The sequence below is a fragment of the Melioribacteraceae bacterium genome, from assembly GCA_030584085.1.
Classification (GTDB): Bacteria; Bacteroidota; Ignavibacteria; order Ignavibacteriales; family Melioribacteraceae; genus SURF-28.
Genome location: CP129490.1, coordinates 3,065,897 through 3,079,675 on the forward strand (window position 1 = coordinate 3,065,897; position 13,779 = coordinate 3,079,675).

The 13,779-nt window shown below is 33.5% G+C and carries 10 protein-coding genes; all 10 read right to left on the minus strand.

Features of this window, described 5'->3' with window-relative positions:
- Positions 1 to 20: 20 nt before the first annotated feature.
- The 10 genes from QY331_13880 to QY331_13925 are packed head-to-tail and all read right to left on the minus strand — an operon-like array spanning position 21 to position 13,707.
- Positions 21 to 1,082: a saccharopine dehydrogenase NADP-binding domain-containing protein gene (locus QY331_13880; protein WKZ69045.1), complete on the minus strand. Its 1,062-nt coding sequence runs from the start codon at positions 1,080 to 1,082 to the stop codon at positions 21 to 23.
- Positions 1,083 to 1,098: 16 nt separating this feature from the next.
- The gene (locus tag QY331_13885) at positions 1,099 to 1,776 is read right to left on the minus strand and encodes a response regulator (protein WKZ69046.1); all 678 of its coding nucleotides are present in this window, start codon (positions 1,774 to 1,776) and stop codon (positions 1,099 to 1,101) included.
- 4 nt (positions 1,777 to 1,780) lie between these two features.
- On the minus strand, positions 1,781 to 5,239 hold the full coding sequence (locus QY331_13890; GenBank protein WKZ69047.1) for a response regulator: 3,459 nt from the start codon (positions 5,237 to 5,239) through the stop codon (positions 1,781 to 1,783).
- Positions 5,236 to 5,601: a response regulator gene (locus QY331_13895; protein WKZ69048.1), complete on the minus strand. Its 366-nt coding sequence runs from the start codon at positions 5,599 to 5,601 to the stop codon at positions 5,236 to 5,238. Before QY331_13895 ends, QY331_13890 begins: the two co-directional genes overlap by 4 nt.
- Position 5,602: 1 nt before the next feature.
- Entirely contained in the window at positions 5,603 to 6,865 is a 1,263-nt protein-coding gene (locus QY331_13900) for a type II and III secretion system protein (GenBank protein WKZ69049.1), read from the minus strand.
- A 1-nt stretch (position 6,866) separates the two neighbouring features.
- Complete coding sequence (locus tag QY331_13905; protein WKZ69050.1) at positions 6,867 to 7,751, minus strand: hypothetical protein; 885 nt, start codon at positions 7,749 to 7,751, stop codon at positions 6,867 to 6,869.
- On the minus strand, positions 7,741 to 9,327 hold the full coding sequence (locus tag QY331_13910) for a hypothetical protein (protein WKZ69051.1): 1,587 nt from the start codon (positions 9,325 to 9,327) through the stop codon (positions 7,741 to 7,743). The genes QY331_13905 and QY331_13910 overlap by 11 nt, the downstream gene beginning before the upstream one ends.
- 4 nt (positions 9,328 to 9,331) lie before the next feature.
- Positions 9,332 to 10,558, minus strand: a complete 1,227-nt coding sequence (locus QY331_13915; GenBank protein ID WKZ69052.1) for a PilT/PilU family type 4a pilus ATPase — start codon at positions 10,556 to 10,558, stop codon at positions 9,332 to 9,334.
- The gene (locus QY331_13920; GenBank protein WKZ69053.1) at positions 10,559 to 12,352 is read right to left on the minus strand and encodes a GspE/PulE family protein; all 1,794 of its coding nucleotides are present in this window, start codon (positions 12,350 to 12,352) and stop codon (positions 10,559 to 10,561) included.
- A 14-nt stretch (positions 12,353 to 12,366) separates the two neighbouring features.
- Positions 12,367 to 13,707, minus strand: a complete 1,341-nt coding sequence (locus QY331_13925) for a type II secretion system F family protein (GenBank protein ID WKZ69054.1) — start codon at positions 13,705 to 13,707, stop codon at positions 12,367 to 12,369.
- Between the last annotated feature and the right edge of the window lie 72 nt (positions 13,708 to 13,779).

Sequence of the window (13,779 nt, forward strand, 5' to 3'; positions counted from 1 at the left end):
CGCTAATCATTTGGATTCTATTAAGATATCTTCATTTCAACAATCTTTTCAATTACAAACTGATTCATAAATTCATATCCGAAGACGAGTGAAGGTGTTTGAGTTCCTTTATTTACTTTATCATTCAATACACTCTCAACAGCTTCAGCCGCACCTCTTCCGGTAATTTCATAGCCATCAATAAAACGATATGCTTCAAAAAGTTTTTCACCCTTATTGTTTGTTACTTCTCCCCAGACAATCATTGAGGATTTCTGTCTTTCATAATCTGTCGGCCCGTCCGTTCTTTTTGATAACTGTTTCATTAAAAAATCCTTAACCGAATTAAGACCAATCAGATTTTTACCTGCCGCAAGTAATCTTCTCGCAATGTAAAGCGATTTTGACAAACCAAGATATACTTCTATGTTCGGAATTCCCGTAGAATAATAAGCAGAACTTACATCACCCCAAGGAATAGCGACTCCCTCGAAATCAATTTTATCATTCTTTATTTCATATGTCAGATCAGTCAGGGGAATAGAAATAATTTTACCATCTTTTCTGATTTTTCCATCTTCATTAATCATCTCTAAAGTTGTTAGATATGTACCACGCGATATCTTAGTATTTATTCCTTCAAATCCAAGTTTAAGAGAAATAGCATCATTCATACTTTGTTTAAGCTTTTTTGCAATACAATCGGTTGGAATCACGTCAAACCCAACAGCAGGTAAAATTGTAATATTATTCTCGATCGCTGGTTGATTATTTTTCCACGCAAATTCAATCGCCGGGATTTCACCTGTTATATCGATGTAATTTGTTTGTGTTGCTAAACATGCCTCGATAAATTTATCAGCAGTAAATTTATATGGGCCGGCACAATTCAATACCGTGTGAAAATCTTTAATCTTTTCTGTGAGATTGTTCTTGCCTTCCAACCCAAATGCCATATAATCACAATCAAAATCATTCGCTGCTTTACGAAGTTTGTATTCATCTCTTCCCGCTAGAACAGGCTCGATATTTTTCTTTTTAAGATTTTCTATAATCAACCTTGCAGAATATCCGTATGCACCATATACAATAAGCTTGTTCATAATATTTAACTCACATTTAGGATTTTTTAGTAAGGCTCGTGTTTATATCAATCATTTTTAAGTTATTGATATAATCTGTAAAGATAGGTTTTTTAATTGATGTTAGTTTTTCAAGGACTGCAATAATTTCTTTTGTTGCAGATTCAATAAATTTAACACGTTTCTCGATTGCTTCCATATTAAGTTCAGGTTTAGAGAGTTCTCTCCTGATTGCCGTTGTGCTTAGGTTAATTAATGTGAGTGGTTGCTTTATTTCGTGGTTGGCGGTTAGAACTGTTGCTGCAAAAGTGTTTACTTTCTCAATATCAATCAAGAATTTATTTGTTTCGGAAAACCTAAGTGCTGCTTTAATTCTAGCCAGAAGTTCTGCCCTATTGAAAGGCTTTTTAATATAGTCAAATGCACCGGCTTGCAAGCCCTCTTCCAAATCTTCTGTACCGGTTAAAGCAGTAAGTAGGATAACCGGAATGTGTTTCGTTAAATCATCCTTTGTAATTGATCTACAAACATCAAATCCTGAAACTCCGGGCATCATTACATCAAGTAAAATTAGATCTGGCAATTCTTCACGAATTTTTTCTAAACCATTTTTACCATCGTAAGCAGTTATAATTTCGAACCCGGCTTTTTCTAGTCTGTCTTGAAGTATAAAAACATTTTCCGGGTGATCATCAATTACACAAATTTTACTCATTAATTTATATCCTGTTCACAAACAATTTATTAAGTTTAGAAGTTATTGCTAATATATCAATTGGTTTTGTAATTATATCGTCAAATCCGCTTTTATCAATAATATCTTTATCATCCAGCATTGCGTATGCAGTTAATGCAACAACCGGAATATTTTTGTATTCATTATGTTTACGAATTTCTTTTAATGTTTCAAATCCATCCATTTTGGGCATCATAATATCAAGTAGAATTAAGTCCGGAACTTCATGTTTCAAAGTAAGAATACATTCGACTCCGTTTTTTGCAAACAAAGGATTATAACCCAAGCTCTGAACAATTTCACCAACAGTAAATAGAGTATCTTTATCATCATCGACTATCAGCACTTTTACATTATTTATGGTATTAACCTCAATTTCCTTTTGAACCGATGGAATTGTTTCGTCAATTAACAGTTTTGCTTTTGCTAACTCATTTTCAGCAATTTTTAATCTATCGCGTATAATTTTCAAAACATCAATGACATGGTGTTTTCTATTTAATGTGTATTTGTTAAGCTGGTTTACAATTTCCCTTGTCTCACTCTCGTTATTAAATACCAACACAAATTGTATTTTTCTTGTAGATCTTTCGTGCTTAATTATATCAATTATCTCAATTGATTTTCTATCTAACTCAAGAAATACAAAGTCAGGTTGAGAACCATCAAAACTTCCACTTACATTATTAATAAAATTATTTTGGCTAATCGATTTAACATTTTGAACATTGGCAATAGTTTGCTTTAATTCATCATCTTTTAGCAATGAGATAATTTTCGGCAATTTATTGTCTGTTTCCAACGAAAGTTTTTTGATATACCGTTCTGAACTATATTTTAATTGGTCATAATTGATATAATCATAAACCGCTAATCCATAGCCATAATTTTTCTCGTTGAAAGTCGAGACCATAATTACTTTAACATTTTTTACTTCGTTGGAGGATTTAATACTTTTTAATATTTCCCAACCTTGGTTGTTATTGTAGTTCTGATTGATAATTACTGTTGAAATGTAATTTTGTTTTATATAAGAGATTAACGAAGATTTATCATCATACTCAATAATTTGAAAATCATTAAGCAATAAATAATCACCTATAAGTTTTTTGTCGGTTTTGTTTTCTTCTAAAATCAGACTACGTTTAGTAAGTTGGATATCACTTTCATTTAATTGATATGACTCATAATCACTTTGAATTATATTTGGCAATAGAACAGTAAATTTCGAACCAACTCCAACTTCACTTTCTAAGGAAAATTTTCCATTTAGTAATTCAGCAAAACGTTTGCAAATTGAAAGTCCGAGTCCGGTTCCATCATGCTGTCGCGAAATAGAGCCATCAGCTTGTCTAAATTCTTCAAAAATAATTTTGCTGTCGTTTTCATCAATGCCAATACCGGTATCGGAAACTTCAATTTTTAATGAATGCATTGATTCAATAGATATAAATAATTTGATAACGCCTTCATCAGTAAATTTAATTGCGTTGTTGAGCAGATTAATTAAAATTTGCTCTAGTTTGCTTTTATCTGTAAATAAAATTACTGAACTTTTTTTCGGAACTTCACAGATGTAATTAAGTCCCTTTTCTATCACAAGTGGCTGAACAAAACTATTTAGATCTTCTATGAATTGATGCAGCTCAAATTTTTCATTTTTTATTATCGTTTTACCGGCTTCGGCTTTTGAAAATTCCAGAATATTATTAATCAGATTAAGTAGTTTCTTGCCGTTTCGAATTATTACATTCAGTCTATTCTTATGTGTATCAATTAATAATTCGTCTTTACTTATAAGATCTGATAAACCAATAATTGAATTAAGCGGTGTTTTCAATTCATGTGTGATATTAGTTAAAAATTGGGATTTAAGTTTGGTTGATTCGAGAGCTTTAATTCTTTCTAAGTTTAATTCATCTGCCTTTATTTTTAATTCATGATGAAGTTCTCTTAATTCCTTATTCTGATTTTCATATTCGATATTCAGTTTTTTCAGATTTTCTACCAACTCTTCTAATCTTTCAACAGCAGCACCGTTGATTATACCGATTGCCAATTGCTCACGAATGTTTATAAGATAGGATTTAATTTCCTTCTCCGGAATTTCCTCAGAAGCTAATTCAATAACGGCTACAACGTCATTTCCATAAATTATCGGAATGATTAATGTGTATTTAATCCTTATTTCGGCAATACCTGTTTTAATAACCGGAAGATTCTTTTTGAATTTGAACTCTATTATATCTTTTTGATCAATTGCGTTTCTATAATAATCGAAGTTGTTATTCGATTCGCTGACACCAATGCTTATTCCATGGGATGCAATTTTCCTTAATCGGTCTTTGCCCTCAACTAAATACAATACTCCGAAAGAAATACCGGTGGCTTTAACAATTTTTTGAATGGCAGCATCGGCAATTTCATGCAATTTGGGTTGTTGATTTAATAACGTGATAAACTCAGTATATTCCTTTTCTGCTTCTTTCTGTGCTTTCAGTTCATCTAACATTTTATTGAAAGCAATTCCGAGTTTACCAAGTTCATCTTTGCTATCAACCGGAACACGGTGATCAAGATTACCTTGACCAATTATTTCAGCGGCATAACTCAGATTAGATATTTGAACTCGCAGTTTCGAAGTAAATAACAATACTAGAATCAAAGCCAATGCAATTCCGGAAGTTGTAATAATGATTGCAATTAAACCAGTGTTTGAACGAAATTCTTGAACTTCTTTTGGAGGATTATAAATTATAAATCCAAGTTTATAATCCTTTGCCAATAAACTGCTTGGCACATAGAGAGTAGCGTAAAAATCGTATGACTCATAATTGCCGGAATAAATATCGAATCTATTTTTATATTTTAAATATTCAATTGCATCAAGTAGAGCGGGAAGATAAACTTGATTAACTCCCGATTTAGTCATTTCAACGGGAGTGTTATTAACAACTAAAGATATATTAGCTCTAATTTTTTCGGATATTTCGTTTAAGAGTTTCTCTGTAATTACTTTCCCATAATAGTATGTGTTTTCTTCTCTAACATCATACTTTAAAATAATGTTAGGGTTATCACTTAGAAATTGCATAAGCGTCAAGTTTTTACTTCTTACATTAAGATTCTTACTTCCACTAAAGGAATTAAAATCAATTTGGGAATCATTTATCAACGTAAATATAAAATCAAGATGAGGGCTTTCATTTTCAATGCGGTAATTTGGTTGTTGTGATCTTACAATTCTGTTAAAACTGTTTTCAATTTCTTCTACAGTTAATTGAAAATTGAAAATGAAATCGTTTGTTGAATTAAGAATACTTTGGTTTTGCTGAGTTGTAATAATTTTATTGGTAAGTGAAAAATATACAATTGTTGATGAGACGGTTATAATAACAACAATTGTAAATGTTAGTAATAATAATCTGGCATTAATTTTCATTGCGTTCTTTGAAGTACTTTTCTGATTGTAATAATAAGATCGTCAAGATCATATGGTTTACTTACAAAATCAGAAGCACCCAATTTCGCTGAATCAATCGCACTTTTAACATCAGCATATGCCGTTAAAACAATTACCTTTACGTTCATCCCGTATTCCCTCAACTTATTGAGAACGTAAAACCCGTCTTTCTCGGGCATTTTTAGATCAAGAAGAACTAGATCAACTTTATTTGCGGAGAGAAATTTAATTGCAGATTCGGCACTATTTTCAGTACTAACATTATAGCCGATTTCTTTCAATTCATCGGAAAGAGCTTCGCAAAGATTTATGTCATCATCTACTATTAATAGAGACTCCACGTCAATCCTCGTCTTCGTCCTTTTTAGTTTTATACTGTTCTAATGATTTTTGTGCTTCGGTTCGAAAATCTTCCATAACTTCTCTTCCCTCCTTTTTCTCGGCAAGTCTCTCTTTTAATGTAGGAAGAATTTTCGCTTCTAATAGAATTATAGTTTCATTTTTTGTGTATTCTGTTTCATCATACCCAAAAATGTATCTTAAACCAAAAAACCACCATGGCAAATCTTTCAATAATGGAATACCTCTTCTAACAAAGGATTCTGCGTTAACAATTAATCCACCTATTGCTGTTTTTTCTCCGTCAAGCATTAAAACTTCTGTGGAAGCGTTTGTTTTATTTATAATTGTAGAAAGTTCTGTGATTGTCGGAGCTGTGCTTCGTTCAGCATTAATTTTTAATAAAATATAGTTTACACCTTCTTCATCGTATATGTAAGGAGTTATTTGCAAAATTGTTCCGGTTGGAACAAATACATCAATTACGTTGCCGGCAAAATCTCTTTGTTTGATGGAAATATCTTGGCCGATCTGAATTTTTCCCACATTTCCATCACGTACGGTTATTGAAGGTCTAGCAATAATTTCGCCCAAGTTTTCTTCTTCAAAAAATTTAAATACCCCTTCTGCGGTTCCGTCAAACTCGCCCATTGTGTATTCGGATTCCCAGTTCGTTGTAAAGTCCGGTGGAGATTGTTGCTGCTGCGTTGAACTTCCCCCGGTAGCTCCTCCTGTTGAAGTAGATGATTGGTCTTCTAGAAATGATTTAAAGTTTGCTCCTATGTTTAATCCACTTCTGGAAAGTAAAAATTGCCAATTTATTCCGCGTGATCTCATTTCCGTAATATTAGCTTCAAAAAATATTGCTGAAATTTTCACTTCGCGAGAGTCAACGGCAGCATATGTATCAGCCGATCTTTCAATTTGTGAATCATCTTTTTTCTTGATAATTATTACTTCGGGCTTTTCTTCATAAGTGAGATTATTGTATTGAACAATTATTTTAAAAGCTTGTTTGAAATGCATGTTCTCAATCTTAATTCCAATCGGATCTGTAAATCCTGCAGTAGAGACTATTCTTTGACCGGTCGATTTTTCGCTAACCTTGTTGAGAACTTCTATTGCTTGTTCGAATGGTATTTCTTCAGAAAGTGTAACAAGTTCAGCAGGGTTTTTATAATCACTCAACATTTTCTCAAGATCTTTTTGCCCTAAAATTGGGACTGACCAGATCATCATCAACAGTATTATAATTAACTTTTTCATTTTATTTACTCACGTTTTTTTCTACTAAACTTAAACTGACTTTCTCAATTATGCCGCCTTTGTTCAAAATAAAATGTACTTGACTATTTTGATAATCGATTTCCGTCAAGTAACCTAGATAAACTTCGTCACCTTCCCAAAGTAAATAAGTGTTTCCTTTTGCATCTGCTACAAATGCACCTTCAGGTATTAATGCAAGAAGTTGTCCGGTTTGAACATCAAGTAAATTATTGACATTCGGCGGTATTTCATTTCTTATAAGCGGATAGAATACATCATACAATGGATTTGCCGTCAATCGATTCTCTCTAAGAGTTGATGAAGCAAACCTGTCATTATCCGAAAAATAAACCGAAGCATCAAATTTGAACGAGACTAAGTAATGTGCAAATCCTTCTTGATCAACATTTACAAAATTGGAAACTGCTACATTCGATACTTTCTTAAGCTCTTTACTTTGCTCTATTGCATAAATCAGTTTATACAAATCATTGAATGTAGCTGTGCCTTCTACTGCATAAATAAATTTCTTAAAATGTGTTTCACTTTCTACACTTTTATAAGAAATATTCACAAATGATTGAGGAGAAAATCCGAAACTAACGTTATTCACGAAATCGAAAAATCTGGATTGTCTCAATACAACCGGGACATTATATTTTCTTAATGAAAGTATTGAATCGAGCTCTGCAGCTCTAGCTTGTAAAGTTAGTAGTTGATCTATCAGATCATCTGTGTTGTACGCATTTAAATTGATTTCTTTTAGTTTCTCATTCTTATCGTCAATTTTCCCGTTCTGTATAACAAAAGTATATACTCCGCCAATTAGAACAATTACTAAAAGAATTACAGCTAACAATATTGTATTTTTTGTTTTACGGTCCATTCATTACTCCTTGCTGTGACCGTAAATTTTTCCGCGTTTCATCTAAACTAAAAACCATGTTAAATGAAAAAGCGTTGCTTTCCCGTAAAGGTTCATATGTAATATTTTCTAAGATTGCTGAGTTATAATAATCGGCAAATTCAGTAAGTACACTTCTTGATAATGAATAACCATTTATTCTAATTTGATTTTGTGGGAGGTTTTGAATACTTGTAATCCAGAAATTTCTTCTTCGCTCAACAAAGTCTGATATTTGATCGAAAGTTTCACCCCAAATTTCAGTTCCGACTGTAGCCGAATCTAGAATTGCTTTAGTAACATCAAATCCGGCAATTTTATCCGATAGCGGATAGATTTGATCCATTAACGCCTGGTTTTCTTGTTGCAATCTTGTTAGTCGCGCAATTTCGACGTCAAGCTCTTCCATCTCTCTTTCATTTTCCAAAATCAAAAAAGTAAACAAGAATGCGGCTAAGAATATAAGCGGCATTAAAGCATAACTTAACCAACCGAACTGAAGTATTTTTTGCGTCTCTACTATATAGCGAGGAAGAATATTTATTCCTTTGTACTTCTTATCTTGTTCGTCAAAAAATTCAGTTGCTACAGAAAGAGGGATCGCAAAATCGGCTAACTTTGTTTTTGCTTCGGCTGATAAGTTAGATGTGTTGAAACCATTAAATTCTAACTCGGTTACGTTTGCTTCGGGGAATGTTCCATAAAAGGATAAAATTAAATTTTCCGATCTATCTTCACCACAAAGTATCACGTTATCAAGCTGCGGAATTCCGCCGTTTTCCATTTCAAGAAGAATTTTCGAAAAGTAAACATCGTAGGTACTTAAATTCTTGGTACCAATATCTAATGTTGATCCAATATGTTTAAGTTTACTTCCTTCGAGAAATATTAATTTACTGTATTCTTTCCCTGTATAAATGATAAGTGTATAATCTTCTGGGAAAAACTTTACTGCTTTTGCGACATAATAAGCGAGAGAAATATCAGCGCTTTTTATTGTCTGAATTTTATAATTTCTTTTTTTATTGTGTTCTGCCAGTTGTGTTAGAAGTTCGAGGCAAGGGACATTATTTTCAAAAAATGCGGCTAGTAAGGACTTATCATTAAAAGGAATATAATCAATGACATCAGGTGCAACATAAATATTCTTTGATTGCTCGATGTCAGTAGTAATTGCTAAAATTTGTTTATGTTTATCTTTCTCTTTCGGTCCATCATAAATATGATAGTTCATTCCCGGTTCGGTACCAATAGGGATAAATTTCGCTGAGTTTAGATTTATTCCCTCCAAACCGGATGCAATGTTTCCGATCTCGGCATTAGAAAAACCGCCTTCGCTGGTGTCCGAAGATCCAAACTCATCAAAACTAAAATCGCCTGAGACACCTTCCATATCGAATGATTGAACATTCTCTTCAGAAGGTGTTGCATCTGCCTTACCGCCGCCGTTTGCATTTAAGGAAACTGTTCTAAGAATCTTGACACTATCTTTTTCCTTAACAGCGACAACAATTTTAGTATCTGTACCTTCACAATATACGAATACAAAAGGTTTCATTAATTTAGACTGCCCTCATTAATTGGAGCATTCTTGTTTTATTATTCGAATAAGCAATTGCATTATCTTTCGAAATCTTTCTTTCTTTGAATAACCTAAGCAAATCTTGTTCCATAGTTACCATGCCTTGAGGTGCACCTTGATTAATCATACCGTAAATTTCACCGGTATTATTGTTTTTTATTGCAGCTTTTACACTTGGTGTGACGACGAGCACTTCTTTAGCCATAACTCGTTTTCCATCAAGTGTAGGAACAAGTTTTTGAGAAACAACAGAAACTAGAACATCCGCCAAACGATTTCTAACGCGTTCTTGTTCGGAAGGATGAACTTCCGCAATTATTCTATCTAACGATTCAACCGCGGAGGAAGTATGCAGTGTAGAGAAAACTTTATGTCCTGTATCAGTAACTTCCAAAGCAGCCATTATTGTTTCAGGATCTCTCATTTCACCAATCACAATAATATCCGGATCTTGACGTAATGCTTGTATAACGCCGTCTTTGAAACTTGTAACGTCTCTTCCGACTTCTCTGTGACGAATTAAACATGCATTTGATTTATGAACATACTCAACAGGTGCGGCAATAATTACAATATGAGCCGGATCAAATTTGTTATGATAATCAATTATCGAATCTAAAGTTGTTGATTTACCGGAACCGGTTATACCCGTTACTAGTGATAAGCCGAATTTCATAAAATTGTGACTCATCATTTTGACTGCATATGGATGAAATTCAAGAGAATCAATCGGCCTGATTACAGCCGAAATATAACGCATATTTAATGCTAGGGTATCCAGATCAAAATAGGAATCAGCTCTGAAACGAAGATCCTTACCCATTTTTGTATGATAAAATGTATAGCTGAAATCTAAATTTCTATTTTCAGCAAGAGCTTTTCTCTGATTTTCATTTAATAAACATGATATCAATAATGAGGTTTCATCGGCTGAAAGTTTTGGAAGTTGTTCAACTCTCTTTTTATCGCCAAATATTCTTAGCCAAACGAGTCCGTTAGTTCCATGCCCGCCGATTTCAACATCGGACGCTTCACGATCAACCATCACAGTCAATATTGCATTCACATACTTAATTAACTGTAATCTTTTCTCATCGGGTAATTCACTGCTGTGATGAATTATGTATTCAACTCTTTCCGGACCAAAAATGGATTGTGGAATTGATTGTGTAAAACTCGATAATATTTGTCTGGCATCTTCTAACAATTAGTCCTCCGTTGTTGCAGCCAATACTTCTTGAATTGAAGTCAATCCTATTCGAACTTTTTCAAAACCTGATTCTCTTAAATTCTTTGTACCGTCTTTCTTTGATTGAACTCTTACTTTTTCTTCATCAACTTCTTCGCCTGATCTTACAATAATTTCTCTTAATTCTTTTGTGAAATATAATGCTTCATGAATTGCCATTCTGCCTTTATATCCCGTGTTGTTACATTTCGGACAACCGACAGCTTCATAGATTTCGGCATCTTTCCATTCTTCAATATTTAATCCGGCGGATTTAATAATGTTATCGTCAAGTTGAGTTACTCTTCTTTTACAATCACTACAAAGCTTTCTAATAAGACGCTGAGCAACAATCAAGTTGATGGCATAAGCAATTAAGAAAGGTTCTACTCCCATTTTAAATAAACGTGAAATTGCACTTGGTGCATCATTAGTGTGAAGTGTAGAAAATGTTAAGTGTCCGGTATTTGCTAACTTGATTGCAGTCTCAGCAGTTTCTTTATCACGCATCTCACCAACAAGAACGATGTCGGGATCGTGACGAAGTATTGCTCTAATTGCCTGCTCAAAATTCATTTTATGACCGATCTTCAACTGCCGCGCACCTTCAATAACATATTCAACCGGATCTTCAACTGTTAGTACGTTTACTTGAGGCGTAACCACTTGATATAAAGCTGCAATTAATGTCGTACTTTTACCTGAACCTGTAGGACCCGTTAAGATAACCATTCCTTGAGGTTGACGTATAGCTTTTTCGAATGCCGTTTTTCCATACCCTACGAGACCAAGTTTTGAAAGATCTTTTATGACTTTTCTATCATCAAGAATACGAATTACAATACTTTCAAATTTGTTTCTTAATTCAGTTCCTACCATCGGAAGAACAGATACTCTATATCGAATTATATGTCCGTCAATTTCTCTTTGAAGAAATCCATCTTGAGCTCTCTCTCTTTCAAAACGATCCAACCCTTTTGATCTATCTTTTACAACAGCCATTAATGCTTCGGGAAGTGTGCCTTCTTGGGCATGCCAGAGCTGCAGTTTGCCGTCAACTCTAAAATGAATTTCGGTTTTTGTGGAAGATTTGGGAACAATATGAATATCCGAAACACCTTTACGAACACCTTCTATTAATGCTGCTTCAATAAGATTAATTAAAGCACTTTTATTTATCTCGGCATCTAATTCTTCTTCGTCAAGTTGCGCTTCCTGTTCATCGGATATGTGAATTTCTTCATCGGCAGATTCCATCATTTTTAAGAATTCATTTTCCGGTGGAACGAGAATTTCTATAAGTTTATCATAATCGCGTTTGCGTAAATAATTTATTTCATATTTCTTGGCATTTAATCCAAATGCAATTTTTGAAAGTGATCTATCGGTTGGATCAACGGCGGCTAAAATAAGTTTATCGCGCTGTCTTTCGTCATATTTATAAGGAATAACTCGATGCTCGCGAAGCATAATTTTCATATCTTCATTCTGCGCTTGAATCATCTTACGCATTTCTGCAATTCGTTCTTCGGGCAAAGCTTCAACATGTAAATTTAATTCTCTGAATGCATAGAGGACTGCAACTTCACGGAAAATAGTATCATGATCAAAATTAAACTCATCAACTAAAATTTGTGCGAGATTTCTCTTGAGTTTAGCTTGATCACTTGCTTTAATTTTGAGGGCATCTTCTAAAATTTTTGCATCGATGATCCCCTTCTTTAAAAGTAAGTAGCCAATTTTATCCGTCATTTCAAGTTGTGTATCTAACATAATCTATCCATAATTTACATTACTGGTGACTTTGGACTTATGGTTGCTGTTTCTGCCGAGACTAATGTTAGTGCAATCATAACAACCATTATTACCATAGCAATAAAAACTTGTATCATCTCAATAACATTTTTTAATCTGAATACCGTTTCGCTTTCATAATAGTTTGCGAGCTGCAATGCTGTATTTTTAATTGTACCGGTTTCTTCACCGGAGTGAAATCGATTAATCGCAGTTTCAGTAAAAACCCCGGCTGCTTGAAATGCTTCGGTAACTCCCGCGCCCTTTTTAATCATTAAAGGAATCGAAACAGTTTTAATTTGATTTTCAAAATATTTATTACCCGATGCTTCGGCAGCAATTCTAATTGGTTCAATACTTTCAGCGGCACCGGTGTAAAGAGTATAAAAGACTCGGCAAAATACTTCTATAGCAGTTTTATGAATTAATGAACCCATTATTGGAATTTTCATCATATACTGGTCAATCCATAACCGGCCTTTTGGGGTTTTCCCGAAATAAATTAAACCAATTGGTGGTGCGATTGAAAGTATTAAAATAAGCCACCAGTTTGAAATAAGATAGTCACTCATTACTAAAGTAAATGCGGTCATTGGTGGTAAAGGAATATCAAATTTCACAAATAATTTTGCTGTTTCTGGAAAAATATATCCAACATAAAAAAGAACAGCAATAAAGAGAACAAAGAGAGTAATGATCGGAGTAATTAATGCACTTCTTAAATTTTTTCTAAACTCCATTTGTCTTTCGAGAAATTTAGCGGTTGCTCTATATATTTCCGCCATGTTACCACTTTTTGAAGCTAAACCTAACATGTAAGCGGTAAACTTTCCGAATACTCCTTGATACTTCATAAAAACGGTTTCGCTATCGGAACCTTTTTTCAATTCGTTGTTTATTTGTTTTAATGTTTCTCTCAAAGTCTTATTCTCTAAGTCATTCATTAAAAGAGTAAGAATTTCAGAGAAAGGCAATTTTTGTTCCAAAAGGTCAGCACTTAGCTTTACGAAAGATACGATTTCCTGTGGAGGTGGTTTTAAATTAAAATCGAGTAACTTTTTATTTACCGATATAACTTGATAACCAAGTTTTTGTAATGCACTTATAACTTCAGATTTAGTAAAAGCTCTCTGTTCACCCGTAATAGGCTTTTCTGTCCCACGTTTAACTTTATACAAGAACGTAGATTTTTTTTCAATTGATTTAATTTTGATCTGATTTTTTTCAGCAAGTGCTTTTACTTTCTTTTTGCCTTCAGCGAAAGTGGGCGAGGTCATTGTACCGGTAATAGGTTGACCGTTGGGTTTTATGGCATTGAATCTTAGTTCAATCATAACTTTAAGTCACCTCAATATGAAAAAGGCAGGCAAATTAGTTAACCAATATTTGCCTGCCTTTAATTTAAG